24 protein-coding genes are annotated in these 26,135 nt (G+C 51.8%); 23 read left to right on the top strand and 1 reads right to left on the bottom strand.

The genetic code is table 11. The annotated features are described in order from the left end of the window. The first annotated feature begins 5 nt into the window (after window positions 1-5). The 22 genes from OIN60_RS06625 (at window position 6) to OIN60_RS06520 (ending at window position 24,345) form a co-directional block, all read left to right on the top strand. On the top strand, window positions 6-971 hold the full coding sequence (locus OIN60_RS06625) for an ABC transporter permease (RefSeq protein WP_305754055.1): 966 nt from the start codon (window positions 6-8) through the stop codon (window positions 969-971). Window positions 972-1,030: 59 nt separating this feature from the next. Continuing rightward, window positions 1,031-1,954 (top strand): oligopeptide ABC transporter permease, encoded by a 924-nt coding sequence (opp4C, locus tag OIN60_RS06620; RefSeq protein WP_305754054.1) that lies wholly within the window; start codon window positions 1,031-1,033, stop codon window positions 1,952-1,954. A 33-nt stretch (window positions 1,955-1,987) separates the two neighbouring features. After that, window positions 1,988-2,971, top strand: coding sequence for an ABC transporter ATP-binding protein (locus tag OIN60_RS06615; RefSeq protein ID WP_305754053.1), 984 nt, complete (start codon window positions 1,988-1,990; stop codon window positions 2,969-2,971). Next, the gene (locus OIN60_RS06610) at window positions 2,968-3,933 is read left to right on the top strand and encodes an ABC transporter ATP-binding protein (RefSeq protein ID WP_305754052.1); all 966 of its coding nucleotides are present in this window, start codon (window positions 2,968-2,970) and stop codon (window positions 3,931-3,933) included. The genes OIN60_RS06615 and OIN60_RS06610 overlap by 4 nt, the downstream gene beginning before the upstream one ends. 42 nt (window positions 3,934-3,975) lie before the next feature. After that, window positions 3,976-4,992 (top strand): ABC transporter ATP-binding protein, encoded by a 1,017-nt coding sequence (locus OIN60_RS06605; protein WP_305754051.1) that lies wholly within the window; start codon window positions 3,976-3,978, stop codon window positions 4,990-4,992. Then, window positions 4,989-5,981 carry an ABC transporter ATP-binding protein gene (locus OIN60_RS06600; protein WP_305754050.1) on the top strand — a complete coding sequence of 331 codons (993 nt, stop codon included), beginning with the start codon at window positions 4,989-4,991 and terminating at the stop codon, window positions 5,979-5,981. Before OIN60_RS06605 ends, OIN60_RS06600 begins: the two co-directional genes overlap by 4 nt. A gap of 83 nt (window positions 5,982-6,064) precedes the next feature. Next, a complete protein-coding gene (locus OIN60_RS06595; protein WP_305754049.1) occupies window positions 6,065-7,012 on the top strand; it encodes a D-alanyl-D-alanine carboxypeptidase family protein in 948 nt (315 codons plus the stop codon). A 352-nt stretch (window positions 7,013-7,364) separates the two neighbouring features. Beyond that, window positions 7,365-8,417 (top strand): LCP family protein, encoded by a 1,053-nt coding sequence (locus OIN60_RS06590; protein WP_305754048.1) that lies wholly within the window; start codon window positions 7,365-7,367, stop codon window positions 8,415-8,417. Between the two features lie 119 nt (window positions 8,418-8,536). Then, a complete protein-coding gene (locus tag OIN60_RS06585) occupies window positions 8,537-8,965 on the top strand; it encodes a CBS domain-containing protein (RefSeq protein ID WP_305754047.1) in 429 nt (142 codons plus the stop codon). Window positions 8,966-9,115: 150 nt separating this feature from the next. Beyond that, window positions 9,116-9,418, top strand: a complete 303-nt coding sequence (locus OIN60_RS06580; protein ID WP_305754046.1) for a MazG-like family protein — start codon at window positions 9,116-9,118, stop codon at window positions 9,416-9,418. Between the two features lie 6 nt (window positions 9,419-9,424). Further along, the gene (locus OIN60_RS06575; protein ID WP_305754045.1) at window positions 9,425-10,339 is read left to right on the top strand and encodes a DUF2232 domain-containing protein; all 915 of its coding nucleotides are present in this window, start codon (window positions 9,425-9,427) and stop codon (window positions 10,337-10,339) included. An 11-nt stretch (window positions 10,340-10,350) separates the two neighbouring features. Beyond that, complete coding sequence (locus OIN60_RS06570) at window positions 10,351-12,339, top strand: DHH family phosphoesterase (protein ID WP_305754044.1); 1,989 nt, start codon at window positions 10,351-10,353, stop codon at window positions 12,337-12,339. Continuing rightward, entirely contained in the window at window positions 12,336-12,779 is a 444-nt protein-coding gene (gene rplI, locus OIN60_RS06565; RefSeq protein ID WP_305754043.1) for a 50S ribosomal protein L9, read from the top strand. The genes OIN60_RS06570 and rplI overlap by 4 nt, the downstream gene beginning before the upstream one ends. Window position 12,780: 1 nt before the next feature. Continuing rightward, the gene (dnaB, locus tag OIN60_RS06560; RefSeq protein ID WP_305754042.1) at window positions 12,781-14,139 is read left to right on the top strand and encodes a replicative DNA helicase; all 1,359 of its coding nucleotides are present in this window, start codon (window positions 12,781-12,783) and stop codon (window positions 14,137-14,139) included. A 406-nt stretch (window positions 14,140-14,545) separates the two neighbouring features. Beyond that, window positions 14,546-15,832, top strand: coding sequence for an adenylosuccinate synthase (locus tag OIN60_RS06555; RefSeq protein WP_305754041.1), 1,287 nt, complete (start codon window positions 14,546-14,548; stop codon window positions 15,830-15,832). A 219-nt stretch (window positions 15,833-16,051) separates the two neighbouring features. Beyond that, window positions 16,052-16,687: a hypothetical protein gene (locus tag OIN60_RS06550; protein ID WP_305754040.1), complete on the top strand. Its 636-nt coding sequence runs from the start codon at window positions 16,052-16,054 to the stop codon at window positions 16,685-16,687. A gap of 351 nt (window positions 16,688-17,038) precedes the next feature. Beyond that, entirely contained in the window at window positions 17,039-18,580 is a 1,542-nt protein-coding gene (locus OIN60_RS06545; RefSeq protein WP_305754039.1) for a M23 family metallopeptidase, read from the top strand. Window positions 18,581-18,875: 295 nt separating this feature from the next. Further along, on the top strand, window positions 18,876-19,604 hold the full coding sequence (gene yycF, locus OIN60_RS06540; RefSeq protein WP_305754038.1) for a response regulator YycF: 729 nt from the start codon (window positions 18,876-18,878) through the stop codon (window positions 19,602-19,604). Continuing rightward, window positions 19,601-21,427 carry a cell wall metabolism sensor histidine kinase WalK gene (gene walK / locus OIN60_RS06535; RefSeq protein WP_305754037.1) on the top strand — a complete coding sequence of 609 codons (1,827 nt, stop codon included), beginning with the start codon at window positions 19,601-19,603 and terminating at the stop codon, window positions 21,425-21,427. Before yycF ends, walK begins: the two co-directional genes overlap by 4 nt. Then, complete coding sequence (locus OIN60_RS06530; protein WP_305754036.1) at window positions 21,424-22,731, top strand: YycH family regulatory protein; 1,308 nt, start codon at window positions 21,424-21,426, stop codon at window positions 22,729-22,731. The genes walK and OIN60_RS06530 overlap by 4 nt, the downstream gene beginning before the upstream one ends. Window positions 22,732-22,783: 52 nt before the next feature. Next, a complete protein-coding gene (gene yycI / locus OIN60_RS06525; RefSeq protein WP_305754035.1) occupies window positions 22,784-23,536 on the top strand; it encodes a two-component system regulatory protein YycI in 753 nt (250 codons plus the stop codon). A gap of 2 nt (window positions 23,537-23,538) precedes the next feature. Continuing rightward, window positions 23,539-24,345, top strand: coding sequence for an MBL fold metallo-hydrolase (locus tag OIN60_RS06520; RefSeq protein ID WP_305754034.1), 807 nt, complete (start codon window positions 23,539-23,541; stop codon window positions 24,343-24,345). On the opposite strand, the gene OIN60_RS06515 is transcribed toward OIN60_RS06520, so the two are convergent. Next, on the bottom strand, window positions 24,314-24,520 hold the full coding sequence (locus OIN60_RS06515) for a hypothetical protein (RefSeq protein WP_305754033.1): 207 nt from the start codon (window positions 24,518-24,520) through the stop codon (window positions 24,314-24,316). The two genes, OIN60_RS06520 and OIN60_RS06515, sit on opposite strands and share 32 nt — an antisense overlap. A gap of 354 nt (window positions 24,521-24,874) precedes the next feature. Between OIN60_RS06515 and OIN60_RS06510 the strand changes: the two genes are divergently transcribed. Further along, complete coding sequence (locus OIN60_RS06510) at window positions 24,875-26,113, top strand: S1C family serine protease (RefSeq protein ID WP_305754032.1); 1,239 nt, start codon at window positions 24,875-24,877, stop codon at window positions 26,111-26,113. Window positions 26,114-26,135 lie beyond the last annotated feature (22 nt).

The following is a 26,135-nucleotide window of genomic DNA, read 5'->3' as shown; positions in this document are numbered from 1 at the left end:
TTACCATGAAGCAGTATATCGTACGGAGGCTGCTGCAGATGATCCCTACCTTGATCGGCATATCCATTATCGTGTTCGCGATTTCCGCTATGGTGCCGGGAGATTATATTACAGGCACAGGCAACCCGAACATGACAGCCGAGAAGGAAGCCCAGCTCCGGCATATTTACGGCCTGGATCAGCCGGAATATAAGCGGTATTTCATATGGATGGGCAATATGCTGCAGGGCAATATGGGAGAATCGCTGCAGCATAAGCAGCCGGTCACCCAGGTGATTAGCAATTATGTATGGAACTCCGTGATCATTGCCTTTTTCAGTCTGATATTCAGTTGGATCATTGCCGTGTTTGCAGGTGTATTTTCCGCCAAGTTTCAATATTCACTGTTTGATAAGCTTGTGACACTTTTTATTTTCTTATGCATGTCCTTGCCCTCCTTTTTTATAGGTCTGTTGCTGATCAAAATTTTTGCGCTCGATCTGGGCTGGTTCCCGGTTGGAGGCATGACCACGGCGGGGCAAAGCCACGCAGGCAGTTGGGCATATGTGCTGGATGTGGCTGAGCATATGTTTTTGCCGGTTCTCGTCCTAACGATGCTTAGCACGGGCAGTCTGACTCGTTATTTCCGCACCAGCATGCTTGAGGTGATCCGTCAGGATTATATCCGCACCGCCCGAGCCAAAGGCCTGAAGGAGCGAACCGTTATTTTCAAGCATGCGCTTCGCAACGCGCTGATCCCGGCGATTACGCTGTTGGGCTTCGAGCTGCCGGCGCTGTTCGGAGGAGCCATTATATTGGAGAAGGTATTCGTCTGGCCTGGCGTCGGTCAAGTCTACCTGGAATCGATCACAATGCGGGATTATCCGTTTATGCTGGGTTTCACCATTTTTTTGGCCATTCTGACGCTGCTGGGCAACCTGTTGTCTGACGTTCTGTATGGTGTGGCCGATCCTCGTATCCGCTTAAAGTAACGATTTGAGTGGAGAACATGGCTTCAAGCTCATATCTTTGATGATAGGAGGGGATTGGGTTGTCCGTTGAAACGGTATCAGTGGAAGTGAATCAGAAGGCTCCTGCGCGTCGTGAATCGTCTCCGTGGAGAGTGGCGATGCGGCGCTTTGGGCGTAATCGACTGGCTCTTTCGGGACTAGTAATCCTGGTCATCATGGTGCTGATCAGCTTTATCGGCCCCTGGCTGTCGCCTTACAACGTCAATGATTACAGCCTGAACAGCAAGAACGAGGCGCCAAGCGCCGCGCATTGGCTTGGTACGGATAAGCTGGGCAGGGATATTCTGCTGCGAACCATGCTGGCAGGCCAGATTTCGTTGACCGTGGGGTTGGTGGCAACAGCGATTTCCGTGGCCATTGGGGCGACGCTGGGGGCATTGGCTGGCTTCTACCGGAGAAGTGTGGATGCATTGATCATGCGTATAGCCGATATTTTCATGTCCCTTCCGCAACTGCCGCTGCTTATTATTCTGGGGGCGGTATTGTCCGATCTGAAGGTTGACCCGAAACATCGGATTTATTTTTTGATGCTGATTATCGGAGGATTGAGCTGGACCACGCTGTCACGGCTCGTCAGAGGCCAGATTTTGACGCTTCGTGAACAGGAATTCATGCAGGCTACGGAAGCGCTTGGTCTGCGTGACCGCCGCAAAATTTTCCGTCATCTTCTGCCCAATACGATCCCGACGATTATCGTTACGGCTACACTGGGCGTCGCAGGTGCGATTATTACCGAATCAGCGCTGAGCTTTCTTGGGATCGGTGTCGTTCCGCCTACGCCTTCATGGGGCAATATGATTTCGGCAGCCAACAACCTGATTGATTTCCGCAAACGTCCATGGCTCTGGGTTCCGCCTGGCATGTGTATTCTGCTGACCGTCGTAGCGATCAACTTGATCGGGGACGGGCTGCGTGACGCGCTGGATCCCAAAACGAAAAGGTAGGCTGCGGTTATTCCTAAGAAGGAGACGACGCTTATGGAGAATGCATTGGTTGAATTTCGTCATTTAAAAACCCATTTTCATACCTCGAACGGAACCGTCAAAGCCGTCAATAATGTCAGCTTTAAAATCAGGGAAGGGGAGACGCTGTGTGTCGTAGGTGAATCGGGCTGCGGTAAGAGCGTCACCGCTATGACCATGATGCGTCTGATCGATTCACCGCATAGCTCTGAGGGAGAGATCTGGTTCGAGGGCCAGAACCTGCTGTCGCTGAACACGAAGCAGATGCAGAGAATCCGCGGCAATGAGATCTCTATTATTTTTCAGGAGCCGATGTCTTCATTGAATCCTGTGTTAACGATCGGCGAACAGATTATGGAGCCGCTGCTGATGCATACGTTGATGAGCAATAGGGAAGCGAAGGAACATGCGATTGAGCTGATCCGGCTGGTGGGGATTTCCCGCCCGGAAATTATTTTCAAATCCTATCCGCATGAATTGAGTGGCGGCATGCGCCAGCGCATCATGATTGCGATTGCCCTGAGCTGCAATCCCAAGCTGCTGATCGCGGATGAACCGACCACAGCGTTGGATGTGACCATTCAAGCGCAGATTCTCGATTTGATGCGTGATCTGAAAGCCAAAATGAAGACCTCCATTATGCTGATCACACATGATCTGGGTGTGGTAGCTGAAATGGCCGATTACGTGGTGGTGATGTATGCAGGAAATGTCATTGAGGAAGCTTCGGTATTCGATCTGTTCAAGCGGCCGAAGCACCCGTATACACAGGGACTTCTGAAAGCCAAGCCGGTCATCAACCAAAGACAGCAAAGGCTGTATTCGATACCGGGCCAGGTGCCGAACCCGATTGAGCTGGAGAACAACTGCCATTTTCACGAACGCTGTGAATTTTGCATGCAAATATGCAGGGAGAAGGTCCCACCGCTCCGCGCTGACGAGGAGGGCCACAAGGTGGCTTGCTGGTTGTACGAGGACGAAGGGGGACAGCCGTCATGAGCGAAGCGCTGATTGAAGTAAACCGTCTCAAGAAGTATTATCCGATCACTGGGGGCATCCTGCAGCGCAAGGTAGGGGATGTCAAAGCGGTGGACGATGTATCCTTCCGTATTTATACAGGAGAATCTTTCGGCCTGGTCGGCGAATCGGGCTGCGGTAAGAGCACCATTGGGAGGACCATCTTAAGACTGACGGATAAAACTGACGGCGAAGTCCGCTATAAAGGTGAAGACATCTATGCATTGTCCAAAGAGAAAATCCGCCAACTGCGTCCGAAAATGCAAATCGTGTTCCAGGACCCCTTCAGCTCGCTGAATCCGCGGATCAAGGTTGGCGAGGCGATTGGAGAAGCGCTGCTGGATCACGGGCTGATCGAACGCAGCGAGCTGCGGGAGCGGGTGCATGAGACACTGCGGATCTGTGGGCTGTCAATTTACCATTATGATCGGTTTCCGCACGAATTCTCGGGCGGCCAGCGGCAGCGGATTGGTATCGCCCGCGCCCTGATCATGAATCCGGACTTCATTGTGGCGGATGAGCCGGTGTCGGCGCTGGATGTGTCCATCCAGGCGCAGATCATAAACTTGCTTAGTGACCTGCAGCAGGACCGGCAGTTGACGTATTTGTTCATTTCCCATGATCTTAGTGTGGTGGAGCATCTTTGCACACGCATAGGAGTCATGTATCTCGGTTCGATGGTGGAAATGGCCGGCAAGGAAGAGCTTTTCAACAACCCGCTTCATCCGTACACCAAGGCCCTGCTATCAGCAGTGCCTATCCCGGACCCTACAGTGCGTAGACAGCGGATTGTGCTGCGAGGGGACATCCCTAGCCCGGCTAATCCGCCTGCAGGCTGCAAGTTTCATACCCGTTGCCCGCTCGCGGCTGATCCATGCAGACAGGAGGTGCCGGCCTACAGAGATGTGGGAGGAGAGCATTTTGTAGCATGTCATTTCGTATAACGCAATTTAACGGAAAGTTCATCAAAGGGGGATCATCGCAAGGTGACAGAGAAAATACTTGAAATCAACCAACTAACAACTGGCTTTAAAGCGGAAAAAGGATGGATCAGAGCCACGGACAAAGTCACCCTCTCGCTGGAGAAGGGGAAGACCGTTTGTCTTGTCGGAGAATCCGGCAGTGGGAAGAGTGTAACCTCCCATTCCATTATGCGGCTGATTGATTATGCAGGCGGAACTTTGCTGGAAGGGAGCATTCTGTTTCACGGTGAAAATCTGGCTGAAAAAAGCCAGGAAGAGATGAGACATATTCGCGGCAACCGGATCGCGATGATTTTTCAGGATCCGATGTCTTCGCTGAATCCGGTATTTACCGTAGGGGAGCAAATCGCCGAAAGCCTCAGACTGCATCAGAAGAAGAGCGAGAAGCAGGCTTGGAAGGAAGCTGTTGATCTGCTGCGCATGGTCGGCATTCCTGCGCCTGAAGTCCGCGCTAAGCAATATCCTCATGAGATGTCCGGCGGTATGTGTCAGCGGGTCGTCATCGCGATCGCGCTGGCCTGCCGTCCCGAGCTGCTGATTGCCGATGAGCCGACAACCGCGCTGGATGTAACGGTACAAGCCCAAATTTTGGACCTGCTCCGCAAGCTGCAGAAGGAAATCGGGATGTCCATTTTGCTGATTACGCATGACATGGGTGTGGCAGCGGAAATGGCCGACCGGATTGCCGTTATGTATGCCGGAGTAATCGTGGAAGAGGGCTCGGTTGAGGAAATATTTGAAAATCCCGGTCACCCGTACACACTTGGGCTGCTGAAGTCTATTCCAGGCCTGGAAGGGGAACGCGGAAATGAACTGTACACCATCCAGGGAAGCATCCCTTCGCTTGGACAGCTTCCTTCCGGCTGCCGGTTCCATCCCCGTTGTCCGCATGCTATGGACATTTGCAGGGAGAAGGAGCCTCCGTCCTTCCAGATTGGAAAGGATCAGAGGGCTTTATGCTGGTTGTTTGACGACCAGAAGCAGGGCAGCGAACTGGAGAAACGGAGTGAACGTGTATGAGTACCGAATTTTTAATTGAAGTGGATCATTTGAAAAAATATTTCCCGATTCAAAGTGGACTATTCAACCGTGTGACTGGTCATGTAAAGGCGGTCGATGGTGTATCTCTCTCGATTCGCAAGGGAGAAACCTTTGGTCTGGTTGGAGAATCGGGCTGCGGCAAATCTACCCTGGGCCGTGTTATCCTTCGTTTGCTGGAAGCTACGGAGGGGGAAGTGCGTTTCCAAGGGACGGATATTCATAAGCTGCCGGAGAACAAGCTCCGAGAACTTAGGGAAGAAATGCAAATTGTGTTCCAGGACCCTTTTGCATCCCTGAACCCCCGCTTTACTGTAAGAGAGATTATCGGAGAGCCGTTGCTGGTTCATCGCCGCATGTCGGCCAAAGAGATCGATGAACGGGTCGTTGAACTCATGGAGCTGGTTGGCCTGGACGCTTCCCGACGCAGCCGTTACCCGCATGAATTTTCCGGCGGCCAGCGGCAGCGGGTCGGTATCGCCCGTGCAATTGCCCTGAACCCGAAATTTATCGTTGCGGACGAATCGGTATCTGCGCTGGATGTGTCCGTACAATCCCAGGTGCTTAACCTGATGATGAAGCTGCAGCGGGAGCTGGGCCTGACCTTCCTGTTCATTGCCCACGGACTTAATGTTGTGCGTCATATTTCAGACCGTGTAGGCGTGATGTATCTGGGCAAGCTGGTAGAGGTATCTCTCACGGAAGAGCTGTTCGCACAGCCGCTTCATCCTTATACGGCGGCTTTGATGTCGTCCATCCCGCGGCCGGATCCGAAGGTAAAGCGGGACCGTATCATGCTGACGGGTGACGTTCCATCTCCTGCCAACCCTCCGTCAGGCTGCCGTTTTCATACTCGCTGTCCACTGGTGCAGGATACATGCCGTAAGCAGGAGCCGAAGCTGACAGAAGTGCTGCCGGGCCGTCAGGTCGCTTGTCATTTTCCGCTAGGAATCGCCGCTGAGACGAAATAAAAAAAATTTAGGATTTTTTTGCGGAAATTGCAGACAAAACACCCTTTTCCATCGTCTAATATATATATGGGGGTTGGACAAGGATGAAAAAGCGGTGGCTCCGCTGGGTGCTTATACCAGCGTTAATTGCAATTATATATCTGGCGGCTGAGCCGATCACGCTGATCGGTAAGCCTGACGTGCGTGCAGAAGCAGCAGTTCTCATGGACCTGAGAACCGGTAAATTGCTGATGGACGTGAACGGTAACGAAGCCCTTCCGTCCGCAAGTATGGCCAAGCTCATGACAGAGCTGCTGGTGCTGGAGGATGTCGCCTCGGGTAAGTTGAATTGGAGCGACGAGGTCACCATCAGCCGTTATGCGAGCACGGTAGGCGGTGTGAATCTGTCCCTGCGTCATGGGGAATTGATGACCGTCAGTGAGCTATTCCAGAGCATGGTGATTTACTCTGCTAATGACGCGGCCGTGGCGCTCGCTGAGCATTTATCGGGTTCGGAAGCTGTCTTTGTGCAACGGATGAATGAGAAGGCAGCGAAGATCGGGCTCTCCAGCGCTACACATTTCGCCAACGCATCCGGAGCAGGGGAGCAGGAGCTGGGCTTGAATCATCCCGCGAATATTCATGGAGATACGCGGATGACAGCCGGAGACACGGCTAAGCTGGCTTCCTATCTGATCTCTACCCACCCTGAAATACTGAGCACTTCAAGTCTCACCCAGATGGAGTTAAAGGGCAAGGGACTGTATCTAAGCAATACGAACTGGATGCTTTCTTCATTGGACGGGCCTTACTCCTATTCGGGAGCAGACGGCTTAAAAACCGGTTATACCGCGGAGGCTGGATACTGCTTTACCGGCACCGCAGAGAAGAATGGAACACGGTTGATCGCGGTCGTCATGGGTGCGTCAAGCCGGGAGGAGCGCTTTAAAGAGACTCGTAAGCTGTTTGATTACGGATTTGACTTCGAACCGTCTCTTAAGGACCGTCTGCTAAGCTGGACTTATTTAGCTCCCGGATTATCCGCATTGTGAGTAGTTTGACAAAATGAATCAGGTTTTGCCTCGGGGCAAAACCTTTTTTTGTATGATGCAACGCTAACCTGGCGATATTGGGCATATACTTGGAATATATCAAAGAAAAGGGCATTCCCTTTTCCCGTAAACGAGATTACAATAGGGAGGGCTTGTTCCGTCAAAAGGCCTATGATTTTGACAACAGGCTGCATAAAAACTTATGCTGGTGAAAGGAGCTCTGAGCTTCATTTGTTCATCAGTTGCATTTAACTTTAAGTAGAGAAGCAAGCGGTATGGGATACTAAGCTTGCTGTTAATAGGGTGGATCATTCAAGCAGTTCTAATTTATATGTGAAGAAGGAATCATACTATGGAGAGAAGATCTGCGGATAAGAGAAGAAAAAGGAAGAAGAAGAAGAGAAATGGTTGGTGGATTGGTCTCCTGATTCTGATCCTGCTGGCCGGGGGCGCTTATTTACTGCGCAAACCGCTGACGGCGCTTGCCTTTGACTGGTTCATTTCCCCGACGCTGGAAAGCAAGCTTCAGCAATCTTATCAGCCGCGGGAGGGCGGGAATATGCCAGCTCCGGAACCGGTTGTGTATCAGGATAAGCCATTTTCCGTGCTACTGCTAGGTTCTGACAAGCGACCGTATGAGAAAACCCGAGGGCGTTCAGATACGATTATGTTTGCTGCGGTCAGACCGAAGGAATCACGGGTGCTGCTTATTTCTGTCCCCCGTGACACGTATGTGCAGGTCATCGGCAGGGATGCAGACCATGACGGTGCGGATGATTACGACAAGCTGACTCATGCTTTCGCGTATGGCGGCGAGGAGATGTCCATCAATACGGTGGAAAACTTCCTTGACCATGATATCGATTATTATGCGACAATCAATTTCCAAGCCATACAGGATGTCGTGAATGCCGTAGGTGGTGTGTCACTCCCTATTGTAGAGGATATGGAGAACAAGAATCCGGCGCATGTGAAATTTAAAATTGAAGGCGGCAAGCCGGTGTATAACGGGGAAGAAGCGATGTATTATGTCCGTTACCGGGAAGACAGCGATTTTAACCGCACGAAGCGCCAGCAAATTTTCCTGAATGCGCTGGCCGACAAAGTATTGACCATTAATGGGATTACCCAAATACCGGAACTGCTCGACATTATGGGACAGAATTTCCAGACGGACATGCAGCCAAGTTTTATCGTGGATTTGGGCAAGCAGGTTCTGACTCAGTCTAAACCGCAAATTTCCAGTTTCACCATTATGGGAGAAGGGTTAAAGATAAACGGCACTTATTATGACCAGGCAGATGAGGAAGATCTGGAATACGCCCAATCGCTCATTGAAAACTGGATGGACCCTAATACAACGTCTGCGACGTTAATGCTGCCGGACCGTCAGGAAATTGAATAAGTCCGAAAAAGCGTCATAGGAATCAATCCATCAGCAGCCGGTTCGCCGACTGCTGATTTTGTTCCTCGTGGAACAGTGGATTAGGGTCTGGGGAATCCGAAGGAGGATAATGAGCACTTATGAATATTGCATTTTTTCTGCTGCCCAAACAGGAGGTAGCATACGTTACATCCGATTCTACGCTGCGGCAAACGCTGGAGCGCATGGAGTATCATCGCTTTACGGCTGTCCCGATTCTGGATAAAGACGGCAAGTACTTCGGAACGGTGACGGAAGGTGACCTGCTCTGGCATATGAAAAATTCAAAAGGGCTGATCACCTTTGAGAATGCTTCAAAGTTTTTTCTTAAGGACGTGCCGTTGCGTGTAAATATCAAGCCTGTTTCGATTGAAGCGAACATGGAGGATCTGATCAATCTTGCCAAGGTGCAAAACTTTGTTCCCGTCGTGGATGACATGGACCGTTTTATAGGCATTGTAAGACGTAGCCAAATCATTGAGTATTGTGAAAAATTTGTGTCAAGGGAATCCATGAATTCGGGCGGATAACTGAATATCGTTGGAGGAAAGTCTGCTGGGCCTAAGATCGGTGGTTAAAGTGGGCTTTTCTTCTACGTGCGGGGTGTGCCTTCGTAATGAACTTGGGTTATGCTATAATGGAGAATAAAGCTCTTTCAGAAGGATGTGGCTTTTCACTATATGTCTAAAGAACTGGATGTAGCCAAACGTGCAAAGGTTATAGAATGGCTGAAGACGGAAGTACTCGATCAGGTGTCACGTTTGTTCAAGGCGATGTGGGAAGGGAGCACCTCCCGCATTGGGGACAGTCTGGCAAGTCTGATCATGAGCAGTTACATTCTGGGCAGGCGGCTGGGTATTTCATACACAGATCTGGATCAGCAGTTGCTCAACAAATTAAGAAAGCACAGACAGGAAGGCCACCAGCTTGAAGACTGGTACCAGGATATTTCCGCACTCGAAGAACATATGCGTAAGAGGTGAACACATTTGAAATCAAGCGTGGCTGCAGTGGTATGGAGCATGATCTATCTGCTGCTGCTATTATCATTACTCACTCCGTTGAGAGTCCTTACTCCATTTTTCCTGATCGTGCCCGGTGCCGTATTATTCGCATCCCAACCGTTCAGAACATTCGCTATGTGTATTATACCGGTGGCGCTGATTCTTGCTATAGTCAACCCGCTGTTTCTGCTTCCTATGGCATACTTTTTGATACCGGCATTGATTATGGGCAGGGCGTATAAAAAAAGTGTACCCGCTTTTCATACCCTCATGATCGGCACTGGTGTCATTATCGCTGAATTTTTGCTGCTGCTGCTGCTGGCAACGACGTTCTTCCATTTCGATCTGTCACATTATATTCGGCAAATCGTAACGGAAATGGTTGCGCCATTGCAGGATATGGCCAATAACAACCCGCTCACCCAAGTGCCGTGGGATGATTCAGCGACACAGAATATAGCCGATGTGACAGTTCTGATGATTCCGTATGCTCTGATTGTCACCTCGTTCACGATGGCTGTCATCACGCATGCATTGGTGAGGCCGATCCTGAGCTCCATGGGGATGGCTGTGCCCAAAATGAAGCCTGCCCGCGAGTGGAGATTGCCCCGCGCGCTAATATGGTATTATCTGCTGGCGATCATCATAGAATGGATTGCCAACGGTTCGGGCGGAGGCTGGGCGACCACGATCGCCGCCAACCTAATTCCATTGATCAATATCTGCTTCGTGATTCAGACGATCGGATTCTTCTTTTTTCTGGTGCATGCCCGCAAATGGAGTCCGGTGCTTTCTTTCGTGTTCGCCGGGATCGTGCTGCTTATTCATCCGTTGCGCATCATCGGCATTATCGACTTAGCCTTTCCACTGCGTGAAGCTATTACAAGATCGAAGAGGTAGGGTGATGAGTCATGCCTAAATTTCTTCAGAAGCGCTGGCACGGCTATCATACCGTCTGGGTGTTTCTGCTGCTGCTGTTGTTGGTTATCGCACTGACGTGGTACAACTGGGAGCTTGGCGTGGTCGGTCTGCTTCTGTCTTTTGTCATGGGAGGCGTGCTGCTGCAGGCTGAGATTCGGTCCAGAAACGACCTGTCGGAGTATATTACCGGTCTTTCTTTCCGCGTAAAAAGGGTCGAGGGAGAAGTGGTCAGCACGCTGCCATTCGGGATCATTCTCTACAGTGAGGACCGTACCGTGGAGTGGAGCAATCGGTTTGTCGCAGACATGTTTGTGGATCAGACGCTGATCGGGGAACCGCTGCAGGAGATTTTTCCGCAGCTTGCCGGAATCCTGCAGGCCAAGAAGGACAGCAAGGAGGCCGTGAAGGAACATCAGGTTGAACTGCAGCATGACAGCAGATTTTATCGTATCATCATCATACCGGACGAAAGGCTGATCTACCTCTACGAAATCACGGAGCTTGCTGTGCTGAGGGACAAATACGAGAACGAACGCCTCGCTATAGGCATCGTACTCCTAGATAATCTGGATGAGGCTTCCCAAAGTATGGATGACCAGCAGCGGACGGCGCTGATCGCGAAGGTATCCAGCGAGATTACGTCTTGGGCGAAGCAGTACGGTGTCTATCTGCGCCGGCTCTCCTCGGAGCGTTATCTCATGATGCTCAGCTACAAATCACTTGCCGAGCTGGAGCAGAGCCGTTTCGTTATTTTGGACGCCGTGCGCGAGATGACGGCAGATCTTAAGGTGCCGATGACGCTGAGCATTGGCCTTGCCTTCGGGGCGGATACCATCAGCGAGCTGGGTGAGCTGGCTCAATCCAGTCTGGATATGGCGCTGGGACGCGGCGGTGATCAGGCGGCCGTGAAGGCGGGCCAACGCCTGTCCTTCTATGGAGGCAAATCCAACGCCGTTGAGAAGCGGACGAGAGTAAGAGCCCGGGTAATCGCCCATGCTCTACGCGATCTGATGCAGGAGAGCGACCGAGTCTTTATTCTGGGGCACAAAAATCCCGACATGGACGCCATTGGTGCGGCCATCGGAGTGTGGAAGGCGGCTTCGCTCTACAATGTGGAGACTCACATTGTGTTGGATAAGCCTAATCCGTCGATCACACGCCTGATAGAGCAGGTGAATAAGGAAGAGGTGCTGTCTGCTGCATTTATCCCGCCTGAAGAGGCGATGCAGTTGATGACCGAGCACAGTTTGCTGGTCGTGGTGGATACGCATAAGGCTTCGATGACCATGGAGCCAAGGCTTGTCCAGCAGGCGAGCCGTGTCGTCGTAGTCGATCATCACCGTCGCGGTGAAGAATTCATTAATGACGCGGTGTTAATCTATCTGGAGCCTTACGCATCTTCTGCATGTGAGCTGGTTACGGAGCTGCTGCAGTATATTCACGACAAGGTGCAGTTTACACCGCTGGAAGCAACGGCGCTGCTGGCCGGCATTACCGTGGATACCAAGCATTTTTCCCTGCATACCGGATCGCGTACCTTCGAGGCGGCGGGTTTTCTTCGCAGAAGCGGTGCAGATACGGTGATGATCCAGCGGTTGCTCAAAGAAGATCTGGATGAATATATTGCTAAGGCAGAAATCATTAAGCATGCTAAAATGTTGTATGGGCATATTGCGCTGGCGGTCACCGAGCCCGGCCGAAAAATCCCGCAGTTGCTTATTGCCCAGGTGGCGGACACGCTGCTGAATATGACGGATGTGCTGGCGTCCTTTGTCGTCAGTGAACGTCCTGACGGTTTGATAGGAATCAGTGCCCGTTCGCTCGGGCGCATGAATGTACAGGTAGTCATGGAAAGGCTGGGAGGCGGAGGTCACCTGACGAACGCGGCAGTCCAGTTGGATTGTGCGCTGGAGGAAGCGGAACGCAGGCTGATCGAAGTTCTGGCTGAAATAGAAGGGGAAGAGGGGTTGTTCGAATGAAGGTTATTTTTCTGAAAGATGTAAAGGGTCAAGGCAAAAAAGGACAGATTAAGGAAGTATCCGATGGTTATGCCGCGAATTTCTTGCTGCCACGCAATCTGGTACGTCCGGCCACCGAAGGAAATGTGAAGGTGCTGGAGAACCAAAGCGCGGCAGAGGAAAGACGCAAGCAGGAGGAGAAGGAGGAAGCTCAGGCGTTGGCCACGAAGCTGGAGGCCATGACCGTTCAGCTCAAAGCCAAAGCCGGCGAAGGCGGTCGCTTGTTCGGGGCCATTACATCCAAGCAGATTGCGGAAGCTCTGGCGTCCAGCGGTGTGAAGCTGGATAAACGCAAAATTGAGCTGGATGAGCCAATCCGGACGCTCGGCGTGACCCAAATGGCAGTCAAGCTTCATCCTGAAGTGAAGGCTACCCTTAAGGTTCAGGTGACTGAAGAGTAATATGGGCGGCGAATTTTATGATCGTATTCCTCCGCAGAATCTGGAAGCGGAGCAGGCGGTAATCGGTTCGATCCTGCTGCAGGCCGAAGCGCTGATTACAGCGATGGAGCGGGTTCAGACCGATGACTTTTACGATAAATCCCATCAGTTGATTTTTGAAGCGATGATTGAGCTGGGTGAAGCGGGCCAACCGATTGACCTTGTCACGCTGACATCTAAGCTGCAGGATAAGGGCCAGCTTGAGGATATCGGGGGCGTAAGCTATCTGTCCAGGCTAGCTCACGGCGTGCCGACAGCCGCCAATGTGGATTATTACGCCCAGATCATCGAGGAGAAGGCGATGCTGCGTCGTCTGATTCGGGCAGCCACGCAAATTGTCAGTGAAGGCTACGCTGGCGGAGAAGACGTGCCGGGCATGCTCAGTGATGCGGAGCGGCGCATTTTGGAAATCTCCAACAGCCGTTCGGGCAGCGGTTTTATATCCATACGTGATGTCGTGATGGAAGTGTTCGATCGTGTGGAGCTGCTGCATCAGAACAGAGGCAATACGACCGGCATCCCATCCGGCTTTGTGGATCTTGATAAAATGACTGCAGGGTTTCAGCGCAATGATCTGATTATCGTAGCCGCACGTCCTTCTGTCGGCAAGACCGCCTTCGCCTTGAATATCGCGCAGAACGTCGCTGTACGCGCCAAGGAGACCGTAGCGATCTTCAGTCTGGAGATGTCGGCGGCTCAACTGGTGCAGCGTATGATTTGTGCGGAAGCGAATTTGGACGCGAACGTCATGCGGACGGGGGAGTTCAAAGGGGACGAAGATTGGGCCAAGCTGACGATGGGCATCGCAGCTTTGTCAGAAGCGGAGATCTACATTGATGATACGCCGGGGATTACGGTGGCGGATATCCGGGCTAAATGCCGTCGCTTGAAAACGGAAAAGGGTCTGGGCATGATTGTGATCGACTACCTGCAGCTCATTCATGGGCGCGGCAAAGCCGGCGAGAACCGCCAGCAGGAGGTGTCGGAAATTTCCCGTACACTAAAGCAGATTGCGCGTGAGCTGGAAGTGCCGGTTATCGCCCTGTCCCAGCTCAGCCGGGGCGTGGAGCAACGGCAGGACAAGCGCCCGATGATGAGTGACTTGCGGGAATCGGGTTCGATCGAGCAGGATGCCGATATCGTGGCTTTCCTGTACCGGGATGATTATTACAATCAGGAGACTGAGAAGAAGAATATTATCGAAATCATTATTGCCAAACAGCGTAATGGTCCGGTAGGTACGGTGGAGCTTGTATTTCTCAAAAATTACAATAAATTCGCTAACTATGAACGTGCGCATGCCGATGCGTTTGCAGGCTAAGTGGTCTGTCGAGTCGTATGCGTATGTGCCAGAATATATCCAGGAGGGCGTCCTAAAGCCATGAAACATGGCCGCAGGATGCCCTTTTTGTATTTTGAAAGATGCTTAAGATCATTTCGGAGGGCGGTTTTTTGGTGAAAAAAGGCTGATTTACGAACAATATATTTTTCATGTTATATATTGTTCGTTTTTTATTTGACTTTGAAAATGGAGGCTGTTACACTTATAGTGCTGCTCAAAGCGGCAGGATGAATGCACGCCCGGGATGTTCCGCAATCCAGGAACAGTTGCCGGACGTTTTTCCTGTTGTCCAAATCCTGTTCGTTGCACCGGAGCAAGGTGCTGCCCGGGTGGGGAAGCAGTCCAAAATCAGAGTGTCTGGGGCACTCCACGGAGGAATGAAACTATGTCAACTGTAGTCGTTGTGGGAACACAATGGGGAGACGAAGGAAAGGGCAAAATCACGGACTTTCTGGCAGAAAGCGCTGATGTAGTCGCTCGGTACCAAGGGGGCAACAATGCCGGACATACCATTCTGATCGAAGGTAAGAAGTATAAGCTCAGCCTAATCCCATCCGGTGTATTTTATGCAGATAAAACTTGTGTTATTGGCAACGGCATGGTCATTAATCCTGCAGCTTTAATTGAAGAGATCAACTACATTCACGATAATGGATTTTCCACTAAAAATCTGGTTATCAGCGACCGTGCTCATGTGATCATGCCTTATCATATGACACTGGATGCGCTGGAAGAAGACCGTAAAGGGCCGAATAAGATCGGAACAACCCGCAAGGGCATTGGCCCGGCATATATGGATAAGGCAGCGCGCAACGGCATCCGGATTTCTGATTTGCTGGATGCGGAAGAATTCGAGCAGAAGCTGCGTCATCTGATGAAAGAAAAGAATCAGGTCATTACTCAGGTATACGGCTCAGAGCCTCTTGATGTAGAAGAAATCCTGAAGCAATATTTAGAATATGCGGAAATCATTCGTCCTTACGTTACAGATACCTCGGTGGTGTTGAATGACGCGATTGATGCGGACCAGAAGGTGCTGTTCGAGGGCGCGCAAGGGGTCATGCTGGATATCGACCAGGGAACTTATCCGTTCGTTACATCCTCGAATCCGTCGGCAGGCGGGGTATGCATCGGTTCGGGCGTGGGTCCGTCCAAAATCAAACAAGTCATTGGTGTTGCGAAATCATACACGACCCGTGTAGGCGACGGACCGTTTCCTACAGAGCTGAATAATGAGATCGGTGATTTTATCCGTGAAAAAGGTCATGAGTACGGCACCGTAACCGGGCGTCCCCGCCGTGTCGGCTGGTTCGACAGCGTAGTGGTCCGCCATGCCCGTCGGGTGAGCGGGATTACGGGGCTTTCTCTGAACTCGCTGGACGTGTTGACTGGCCTGGAGACGGTTAAAATCTGCACAGGCTACAAGTATCGCGGACAGATCATTTCACACTATCCTGCCAGCCTGAAAATGCTGGCGGAGTGTGAGGCGGTGTATGAAGAGCTGCCGGGCTGGAGCGAGGATATCAGCGGCGTGAAGACGCTTGAGGAGCTGCCAGAGAATACACGTAACTATGTGAAACGTGTTTCCGAGCTCACAAGCATCCCCATTGCCATCTTCTCCGTCGGCCGTAACCGCGAGCAGACGAACCAGGTGCTTCCAATTTACGTATAATAGAGAGAAATATCAGCGTGCTAACCGCGTATTCAACAATATGTGGTTGGCACGCTTTTTTTAGATTACTTATGTGATCATCGCATATAGACCGATTCCGGCGTTTCTTCGGCACCCATCCAGGGTTAAGGTTACCCTTTCTCGTCCATACTGGTAATAAATTCTATATTGCGGAAAGGTATTCGTACTGCTGTGTAGTGCCAAGAGGAGGAGATCAAAATGAGATGGGTCGGATGGCTGGTCAAGACAGGATTAACGGTCGTTTTAATCAGCGGGCTGACGGTGCTGACCACGGGTATGGTCGTGAATGCTTATCTAAAATCGCTGCTGGATTCTTTTAATATACAACTGGAGAATGAGCCGGCTATTGGGCTGAATGTATTCGGTGGAGGCTTGTTCGGGAATCAGCAGCCGGATAACAGCACATCGGAATCTGCCGTCACCGGCGGTTCAGGAGAGACGGGAAGTGAACCGGCCGGGCAGAAGCCGCCGGCAGAACCGAGCTCTGAAGAGGTGCCGGACGATGCCCTGCCTGTCATGGGAAGTGGCGAGGATGAGACAACATCACAGGAAGAAGCTGGCGTTGGCGGTACCGATACTACGGCAACCGGTGGCGAAGAGTTGGTCATGACCCCCGGTGAAATTACGGAGAAGAAAGACAAACTGCCGGAAGAAGAGAAGCAGCAAATCTTTAACATGCTGATGAACAAGCTGCCGGCTGAGGATATGCAGCAGATCTCCGTCGCGATGGAAGACGGCTTGACCGAAACCGAACTGCAGGAGATCGAACAGGTGATTGCCAAACGGATGACGACGGAAGAATACACCAAGCTGATGGAATTGCTTAAGGAATAAGGCTTATAGGCCTTAAGACAGGCCCGTTCATGGATAGGTAATCAGCAGACCCAAACAACAAAAGTATATTTTTGGAAATCACTACATTTAAGCCGCGCTGAGCGCGGTTTTTTGTGTTGTTTGGTACAGTTGAAATCCCTGTAAAAGCTATGTTAAAGTAAACAGGTGTTAATAAAAGGTTAAAATTTTGAAACCTTTTTCGTATGCATGCAATTTTAACAACCTTACGAACTACGAATGAATGGAATAGATATTATACAGATCGTATCCGAATGAATCCAGGTGCCGAAGCTTGATTGAACCAGCAGTTTTTAATTGTCAGCGAGAGAAAGATCTGAAAGGGAGAGTAACATGAAGGGTTTCAAGGGAACACCTCTGAACGGTGGGGAGTCCGGAGGCGGCGCATCCGGCGAACAAACCATCGGTCATGAAGAAAGGGAAGGCAGGAAGAGGTTCACTTTTGATGTCAGGCAGTGGCGGAATGGCTTAAACAGCCCACGCAAATGGGCCGTGGCAGTAGCCGGAAGCATCATTGTCGTGGGTGGAATCATTTTTGCAGGTAATCAATACGTTGCCGCCAACACAGTCCCTTACTACAAGGTGTACGTCAAAGGCACCGAAGTAGGAGCTCTCCAGAGCGAAGACCAATTACAGAAGCTGTATAAAACGAAAGCACAAGAGTATGCGGAGAAATATCCGGATGTAGAAATGGCGCTGAATACGGAAGGCATATCAACTAAGGTTGAGAAAGCCTACAAGGCCGATATTGACAGCAATGCGACACTGAGCAAGCTTGACAGCATGTTGACGGCACACGCCAAAGGAGTGGAAGTCGTTGTTGACGGAGAAGTCATCGGTATTGTTAAGGATACGGAAACAGCCCAGGCTGTATTGAAGCAGGTTCAGAAGCAATATATGCCGGACAGCGAAGGAACGACGGGAATTCAGTCCAGCGCCAAGAAAACATCGACTGGGGCGTCTGCGGCAACGCCTAAGACTTGGTTGACTTCCGTTGGCATCAACGAAGACATCGACCTTGAGCCTGTCGAGGCGGACCCGAATAAGGTACTGACAGAGGATGAGGCGGTCCAGACGCTGATGAAAGAACGGGAAGAGCCGGTGACGTATGTGGTAAGGGAAGGGGATACACTCTCCACCATTGCCGGCAAGTTTGAAATGACAGCCTGGGAGATCAAGCAAAATAATTCCGGAACCAAGGAAAAATATCTCCAAATCGGTGATGAGCTTAAAATTACTGCGCCTAAGCCTCCAGTGACGGTCAAGACAGTAGAGAAGGTTGTAGAGCAGATCAACATTGAGCCGGAAAAAATCATTCGTGAAAGCGATGAGCTGAAAGCCGGAACCACCAAGGTAGTCCGCCCCGGACAGGCCGGATTGAAGCGGATGGATTATCAGATTACCAAAGAGAACGGGGAAGTTGTGAAGGAAGAATGGCTTGGCCAGGAGGTTCTGAAGGCTTCCGTACCGGAAGTTGTATTGCGGGGGACCAAGGTGATCGGCCAGGGAACAGGCGATTTCGCATGGCCGGTATCAGGGGCTTCCCTGACAAGCAGCTATGGCTCGCGCTGGGGCAGAATGCATGAAGGCGTTGATATGGTTGGCAGCCGTGATGTGCAGGCCTCGGATGAAGGCAAAGTTTCATTTGCGGGTACACAAAATGGCTACGGCAATGTGATTGTCATCGACCATGGCAACAGTTACCAGACGGTATACGGTCATCTGAGCAGCATCGGCGTCTCCGTTGGTCAGACGGTAAGCAAGGGACAGTCCATCGGCGTGATGGGCAGCACCGGCCGCTCAACTGGAACGCATCTGCATTTTGAAATCCGTAAAAACAATTCCGCGCAAAATCCGCTGACGTATTTGAGGTAAAGCGAGTGTCATACCCGCAGTGCAAGTACTTGGGAGTCGCAATGTAATGAACTGATTATTATATATATTTATTTTTTAAAATAGAGCATGTACGGCAATTGCCGGGCATGCTTTTTGCTATTCCTGCGTGGCAAGGGTACTTTTTTGGCAGACAACATGGCTGGGAAGGATGTAACGGCATGTCTGCTATGCTAAAATGAAGGTTAGATATAAAATAAATATTTGCAATAAACGCAAAACGCAGAAATGGCTCTATAAGCTTCATATCATAGATGCGATCGGGGTGAGATACGGCATGCAGGGAACGATTCTGGTGGTGGATGACGAACAGCCTATCGCCGATATTTTGAAATTTAATTTGGAAAAAGAGGGCTACCAGGTCATTTGTGCCTTTGACGGAATCAGTGCGGTCGATATCGCAGTCAAGCAGCAGCCGGATCTGATTTTGCTGGACTTGATGCTGCCGGGCATGGACGGTATGGATGTCTGCCGCGAGGTGCGGGGCCATCATTTGCAGACCCCTATCATCATGCTTACCGCCAAGGATGGGGAGATCGATAAGGTGCTCGGTCTGGAGCTCGGGGCTGACGATTATGTGACTAAGCCATTCAGCACGCGCGAGCTGCTGGCACGGGTGAAGGCTCAGATGCGCCGTCAGCGTGGTGCCGCCGCAGCCGAGCTTAAACCGGCGGAGGAGAAGCCGCAGGGGTTGCGTGTGGGGGACCTTTATTTTGATACGGATATGTACACAGCTTATAAACATGGGGCTCCGCTGGATCTGACACACCGCGAATACGAGCTGCTGTACTACATGGCGAAGAATGCAGGCAAGGTGATGACACGCGAGCATTTGCTGCAGGCGGTATGGGGCTTTGAGTATTACGGAGACGTGCGGACGGTCGATGTCACTATTCGGCGGCTGCGTGAGAAAATTGAGGAGAATCCGAGCAAGCCGGAGACGATCATGACCCGGCGTGGACTTGGATATTTGATCCATAACGGCAAAGGCGGCAGCTTCGGATGAAATGGATGAGGTTCTTCCGTACGATCCAGGCGAAGCTGATCATTATATATGTGCTGCTTATTCTGGTGGCCATGCAGTTGATCGGCGTGTATTTCGTCAGTTCGATGAAGAATTCGCTGACGAGTAATTTCACGCAGGATTTGCAGGCCCGGGCTGAAATGCTGTCGGTGCTTGCAGAGCAGGACCTGGGCGGAACTGACGGCAAGAGTGCGGAAGACAGCGTCGAGAGTCTGCGCGTGCGCGTGAACAATTTGTTTGATTTCAGCGGGGCCGAAATTCAGGTGCTCGACGCAAGCGGCAAGGTGCTGATTACCTCCCAGAGCTCCCATGCTGACTACATCGGGCGGAAAAATACGCAAACCGTGGTCAGCCGTGCGCTGCAGGGCATTCGCGATAACGAAGAGTACATGATCGACGAGGATAATGTGCGTAAAAAGGTGGTGGCCAAACCGGTCATCAGCGACGGCAAAATTGTCGGCGCCGTCTATATTGCCGCCTCCATGGCTGAGCTGTACGACACGATGCAGCGGATCAATAATGTGTTCCTCTCGGGAATGCTGATTGCACTCGGGCTGACCGCTGTGCTGGGCGTCGTGCTCTCGCATACGATCACACATCCGATCAAGGTGATGACGAAGCATGCAACGGCCGTGGCAGAGGGCAACTTTGACCAGAAGATGCCTGTATTCGGCAGCGACGAGATCGGTCAACTGAGCAGCGCCTTTAACTATATGACCAGCAGGCTGCGTGAAGCGCTCTCCCAGAATGAAGAGGAGAAGGAGAAGCTGTCCTCCATTCTGTCGAACATGAGCGACGGCGTTATCGCAACGGACGAGAACGGGCGGGTTATCCTCGTTAACCTGCGGGCCAGCTCCATGCTCGGGGTGAACAACAACGAGATTGCCGGCAGGCATATTGCGCTGCTGCTCGGGCTGGACCCGGAGGAAGCGGATGCGCTGATCACGGGCGTGCCTGCATCTACACTGCTGCAGCTCGAGCCGCTGGATCAATCCGACCCGGTCGTTATTCGGGTGACGTTCACACCGATTCACCGTCGCGAGATTGGCATTACAGGAACCATAGCCGTGCTGCAGGATGTGACCGAGCAGGAGGAGATGGAGCATACGCGGCGCGAGTTTGTAGCGAACGTGTCGCACGAGCTACGGACGCCGCTGACGACGATCCGAAGCTACGCCGAAGCGCTGGATGAAGGCGCTATGCAGGAGCCGCAGCTCGGAGAGCGCTTTGTTGGTGTCATCCGGAACGAGACCGAGCGTATGATCCGGCTCGTTACGGATCTGCTGCACCTGTCCAGGCTGGATTCCAATGAGGCCCCGCTTCGTATTCAGCCTGTGGATGTTGAGGAGCTGTTGGAGGATGTGGCGGACCGCTTTTCGTTTCAAATACAGGAGAAGCTGATTCAGGACCGGGTTGTAATTGAACAGGGTATCGGCTCCGTTATGGTGGATCGGGATCAGGTGGATCAAGTGCTTGATAATCTGGTTTCAAATGCGCTCAAATATACGCCGGAAGGCGGAAGCATTGTGATTGAAGCCCGCCGCCGCGGTGAATGGCTCGCGATATCCGTGCAGGACACCGGGATCGGTATTCCGAAGAAGGATCTCGACAGGATTTTCGAACGTTTTTACCGTGTCGACAAGGCGCGCTCGCGAAACATGGGAGGAACAGGGCTTGGTTTGTCGATTGCCCGGGAAATTGTCAAAGCGCACGGCGGCATAATTACCCTGGAATCCGAGCTGGGCAAAGGTACACGTGCGACGTTTACACTGCCGATGCCGGGTGAAGGGAGGGGAATGCGTTGAAGGAACGGGTTAAGTCAATGGCGCTCTCTGTTCTGGTGCTGGGCAGTCTGGTACAGAGCTATTTTCTGATCTACCGTCTGCCCGGAAGCGGTACGATTCTCTCATCGGAGACGAGCTATGTACAGACTGACAATATGGGCCAGGAGGAGAGCATCGAGGATCTTATTTTCCCCGACCGGATGATCATTCATATGGGGGAAGACAAGCATACGGTGTTTTATCCGGGAACCACCTTTTATGATCTAATTCTTTCGCGTCTGGAAGGGCGGACCTTTGAAAGCTATCAAAGACGCAGCATCCAGTCGTCCGACTGGAACGCCATTCGTAAAGAGAACAAGGGAATTGAGCTCTCATTTAGTGGTGGTGTGCCGGTCACGCTGCTGGAGAGGCTGATGCGCATTACGCCGGACCCTGTCTTCCGCGCGGAAACGATCAACCGGATCTGGATCTACGTGGATAAGCAGGCATCACAGGCCCATGCACTGTTCTTCAGTACCCGTGGGGATGTCGTTTATGAAGCGACCCAGGCGGATTTGACGATTGAGGACGTGGAGCAGCATGTAGCCTTTGGCACCAGTACGACGCCCTATGAATTGACAGACGGCGCTTATTATATCCCTTATGAGGGTGTGGAGGCCGAGCAGCCTGTCATTCTGTCCGGACTATTTACGACTGAGCAAATGCAGCGCAATCTCTTCTTTGATCCGGGCATTACACGCAATATTCAGGAGAAGGATGGATCGGAAATCTATACGGACAGCAAACGTAGTCTGCAGGTCAGGCAGGAGCAGCGCTGGATGAGCTATACGGACCCGGCGGCCCCTTCCTCGGAGGAAAGCGATGCCGTCCGCGATTTGCTGGCAGGCGTGGAGTTCGTCAACCAGCATGGAGGCTGGGACGGCAGCTATCGGCTGGCTATGCAGAGCAGTCTGGATTATGGGACCCAGGTGTTATTTCAGCAGTATTACAAGTCCTACCCGGTGATGGACAAGCCTTCTTTCCGCTTCGGGACGATTCAGTTGGAAATGCAGCAGGAAACGGCATCTGTCTATGAGCGTTCGCTGCTGTATTTGAAGGGCGGGGAGCATTCCTCCACCAAAGTGATGCTGCCTGGAGGGGAAAAACTTAAGCAGCAGCTTGCTAAGCAGACGGAAGGCAGAGCGATTACGGACATTAGTCCGGCGTATTTGCCGAAGCTGAAAGACCAGGGTATTGAACTTGTGCCGGTATGGCGGGTTAAGCTGGAGAGCGGCGGCGAGTTTACGGTGGGGGCATCTTCTGCCCCTCCAAGCAACGGCGGCTGACGTTTGTGCAGGATAGAAGCGCTGTTATTGAAGGAATGAAGGGGGTACGGGAATGGATTGGAGCCGCGCCAAAAATGTGCTGATATTTGCCTTTTTGCTGCTGAATCTGGTGCTGGGATTCCAGTTGTGGAGCGATATGCGTGAGTCGGCCGGACCGTCGCTCGATTTCACCTCCCTGGATGCGGATACGCAGCGGATCATGGAAGAGAAGGGCATCCAGGTGCTGGCTCCAATTCCCGGCGGAACACCGGAGCTGCCGAAGCTGTCCTATACGTATGTGGCGGGCGAGAAAGGGAAGCGGGTGAAGCTGGCCAAGCCGGTGGATAGCAGACTGATCTTCAGCCTTCCAGAGCTGACGGAGGCGCTGCGTTCTGAGATTCCCGATATTGCTGACTATGATTACGATCCCTTGGCGGAGTACGATTCGGACGATGCCTTCGGCGCTTTTGTACTGCACCCGCTGGTAGATGGAAGATGGCCCCTTTTCAAGGTGAATCTGGAGCTCTATTACAGCAATCAGAAGATCACGGAATACCGTAAAATTCCGGTTGGGCTGACAACAACGGAGGAAAAGGAAAAGGCACTGCCGGCGTCGAAGGCGCTGGGACGGCTGGTGGATAATTATTTGCCGATGGAAGCGGTAGTGAAGGATATCCGGCTCGGTTATTACGGCCGTGATTTTAATTCGGACAACCAGGTGGCCGTCGCGGTATGGCGGTTCATTCTGGAGGATGGGCAGGAGTATTACGTACAGATGAACGGTGATGTCATCAGCCCGAAGACAGAACAAACGGAGGAATCATAATCATGGGCATATCATTTACCGTCCTGTCGAGCGGTTCGACAGGGAATGCAACGGTGGTCCGCAATGAGGACACCACTCTGATGATCGACGCAGGACTCAGTGCGAAGCGCATTGAAGAGCTGCTGCAGGAGCGTGATCTGAGCGGGAGGGACCTGGATGGAATACTCGTTACCCACGAGCATTCCGACCATATCAAAGGGCTGGGGGCCGTCGCGCGCAAATACAATCTCCCGGTCTATGCCAACGAGAAGACTTGGGCTGCTATGGCCAAGTCCATCGGGACTATTGAAGATGAGAATCGAAAAATAATGGAGACCGGGGCCAACCTGGAGCTCGGTTCGCTGCGGGTGGAATCGTTCGGCATTTCGCATGATGCGGCCGAGCCGGTGGGGTATAACTTTTATGACGAGCAGGAGAAGCTGAGCGTCGCGACCGATCTCGGTTATGTCAGCGACAAGGTGAAGCAGGCGATTTCCAAATCGGATGTGCTGATTCTGGAGGCGAACCATGACGTTGAATTGCTGCGCATGGGCCGTTATCCATGGAATATTAAACGCAGAATTCTGAGCGACATCGGCCATTTATCCAATGAAATGGCGGGTGCGATCTTAAGTGAGCTGCTCAACGGGTATACGAAGCGGACGTACCTTGCTCATTTAAGCCGGGATCATAATATGATGGAGCTTGCCAAGATGACAGTGCGGGGAGCGATGGAAGACCGCGGCTGTTTTTACAAGGATAATGAATTCAGACTGTGTGAAACGTATTACGACAGGCCTACGCCATGGGATAAGGTAAGTGAGCCATAAAGCTGTCCAGTTCGGCGGCTTTCTGCTCCACTTCCTCACGGGTAAGAACCCCTTTATCCACGAGTAATTCAATTAGTGTGCTGAGCGCAAGGGTGTTGCGGTAATGATCTTCCTTTAAGTCTGCCAGCTTGGCAACCATCCCCACTTCCTCCATGCTTGTACGATGTCGTTCCATGCGTTTTCCTCCTTTGATTTCAATAAAAAATGAACTTGTCCGCACAAAACGGCTCTGTTTTTTAAAGTGGCTTATGATACAATACAATTACCAAATACAAAGATTTGGAAGGTGCATATACAGCTTGATGAATGCTAGGATAAGCGGCAATGCATGTCTAATAGACTCTTTACCATTGTAGTCAGCTTGGGTGAAAATCATTCCTCTTTTTGCCTCTATCCGGTTCGTCCGCCAGCGTGTATGCTGGAAATGTTGCAATTTTTATTTTGCGGCTAGATAAGGGAGTTTTGTGGCGATCAATTTGTGGTGATCAATAAGTAAACCGGTGCGTGTCAAGAAGGGGAGAGGATCAGCATGGGCTTGTTTGATGACGATTTTTACTCGGCTAAAGTGTCGGGACGCAGCTTGAAGACTCCCGCCCCCGGTTCCCACCACAGCAAGGCCCGATGGTCAGGGAGAAGAAGACGCCTGAGACGGCCGTCGATGCTGCAGACCGCGGTTGTCAGCGGTGTGATCAGTGCCATTGTGGCCGTGCTTCTGTTCAGCTTCATCACAGGTCTGCCGAACACAACGGCATTGACCGGTGCCAACGGTTATACGACATTGTCTTCCTCGGATCCTTATGAGCGTCTAATTCAGGCGGCTGCCAAGGTTCGCCCTGCGGTCGTAAGCATTGTAAATTACCGGGACGGGCAAGAAGCGGCCTTAGCCGATTCAGCGCTCGGCTCAGGGGTGATCTTCCGCATTGCCGGAGGCAAGGCATACATTATGACGAATAATCATGTTGTGGAAGGCTCCGAGGACCTTGAAGTGGTGACGGTCGAAGGGGAGAGCAAGAAAGCGGAATTAATCGGCAGAGACCGTATAACGGATATTGCGGTTCTGGCTGTTGATGATAAAAATATCGATACGGTTGCCGAGATCGGCGACTCCAGCCGCCTGCGTCTGGGAGAAACGGTGATCGCCATCGGTAACCCGCTCGGGCTGGGCGATACACTTACCTCCGGGATTGTCAGTTATACGAACCGGATTATCCCGGTGTCCATTAACCAGGATGGTGTATACGACTGGGAGCAAAGCGTGATCCAGACCGATGCCGCGATTAACGAAGGCAACAGCGGAGGTGCTCTGGTTGATCTGAACGGTCGCGTGATTGGCATCAATACCATGAAAATTGCAGATACCGGCGTGGAAGGATTGGGTTTTGCCATCCCGGCCAATGAGGTCATGACCACGGTCAACGACCTCATAGACGATGGGGAAATTGAGCGCCCGTACCTGGGTGTCTACACGATAGATCTGGAAAATCAGTACGCCCCGATTGACGACGAGCAGCGTAAGGAATTGAAGCTTCCGGACGAGGTCAAAGCAGGTGTAATCGTGCTGGAATCGCATGGGCCTGCGAAGGAAGGCGGACTGAAGCTGAACGATGTCATTACGGCGCTGGACGGAAGGCTGATTCATTCCACACTAGAGCTGCGGCGGTATCTGTATAACGACAAGAAGATCGGCGATAAGATGGAAGTCACCTACTACCGTGAGGGCAAGGTGGAGAAGGTGACGGTGAAGTTGATGGATAAGCCGGACGAGTAAAGGGAAAACAATATACGGGAAG

The organism is Paenibacillus zeirhizosphaerae, assembly GCF_030705605.1.
In the GTDB taxonomy this organism is placed as follows: domain Bacteria; phylum Bacillota; class Bacilli; order Paenibacillales; family Paenibacillaceae; genus Paenibacillus; species Paenibacillus zeirhizosphaerae.
Note: the sequence above shows the minus strand (reverse complement) of the source record. Positions and strands in the feature narration are given on the sequence as shown.

Bases quoted from the DNA above. Each gene is read 5' to 3' on its own strand.
- OIN60_RS06625 (WP_305754055.1), top strand. From the start codon at position 6: ATGAAGCAGTATATCGTACGGAGGCTGCTGCAGATGATCCCTACCTTG.
- OIN60_RS06615 (WP_305754053.1), top strand. From the start codon at position 1,988: ATGGAGAATGCATTGGTTGAATTTCGTCATTTAAAAACCCATTTTCAT.
- OIN60_RS06610 (WP_305754052.1), top strand. From the start codon at position 2,968: ATGAGCGAAGCGCTGATTGAAGTAAACCGTCTCAAGAAGTATTATCCG.
- OIN60_RS06600 (WP_305754050.1), top strand. From the start codon at position 4,989: ATGAGTACCGAATTTTTAATTGAAGTGGATCATTTGAAAAAATATTTC.
- OIN60_RS06595 (WP_305754049.1), top strand. From the start codon at position 6,065: ATGAAAAAGCGGTGGCTCCGCTGGGTGCTTATACCAGCGTTAATTGCA.
- OIN60_RS06590 (WP_305754048.1), top strand. From the start codon at position 7,365: ATGGAGAGAAGATCTGCGGATAAGAGAAGAAAAAGGAAGAAGAAGAAG.
- OIN60_RS06585 (WP_305754047.1), top strand. From the start codon at position 8,537: ATGAATATTGCATTTTTTCTGCTGCCCAAACAGGAGGTAGCATACGTT.
- OIN60_RS06580 (WP_305754046.1), top strand. From the start codon at position 9,116: ATGTCTAAAGAACTGGATGTAGCCAAACGTGCAAAGGTTATAGAATGG.
- OIN60_RS06570 (WP_305754044.1), top strand. From the start codon at position 10,351: ATGCCTAAATTTCTTCAGAAGCGCTGGCACGGCTATCATACCGTCTGG.
- rplI (WP_305754043.1), top strand. From the start codon at position 12,336: ATGAAGGTTATTTTTCTGAAAGATGTAAAGGGTCAAGGCAAAAAAGGA.
- dnaB (WP_305754042.1), top strand. From the start codon at position 12,781: ATGGGCGGCGAATTTTATGATCGTATTCCTCCGCAGAATCTGGAAGCG.
- OIN60_RS06555 (WP_305754041.1), top strand. From the start codon at position 14,546: ATGTCAACTGTAGTCGTTGTGGGAACACAATGGGGAGACGAAGGAAAG.
- OIN60_RS06550 (WP_305754040.1), top strand. From the start codon at position 16,052: ATGAGATGGGTCGGATGGCTGGTCAAGACAGGATTAACGGTCGTTTTA.
- OIN60_RS06545 (WP_305754039.1), top strand. From the start codon at position 17,039: ATGAAGGGTTTCAAGGGAACACCTCTGAACGGTGGGGAGTCCGGAGGC.
- yycF (WP_305754038.1), top strand. From the start codon at position 18,876: ATGCAGGGAACGATTCTGGTGGTGGATGACGAACAGCCTATCGCCGAT.
- walK (WP_305754037.1), top strand. From the start codon at position 19,601: ATGAAATGGATGAGGTTCTTCCGTACGATCCAGGCGAAGCTGATCATT.
- yycI (WP_305754035.1), top strand. From the start codon at position 22,784: ATGGATTGGAGCCGCGCCAAAAATGTGCTGATATTTGCCTTTTTGCTG.
- OIN60_RS06520 (WP_305754034.1), top strand. From the start codon at position 23,539: ATGGGCATATCATTTACCGTCCTGTCGAGCGGTTCGACAGGGAATGCA.
- OIN60_RS06515 (WP_305754033.1), bottom strand. From the start codon at position 24,520: ATGGAACGACATCGTACAAGCATGGAGGAAGTGGGGATGGTTGCCAAG.
- OIN60_RS06510 (WP_305754032.1), top strand. From the start codon at position 24,875: ATGGGCTTGTTTGATGACGATTTTTACTCGGCTAAAGTGTCGGGACGC.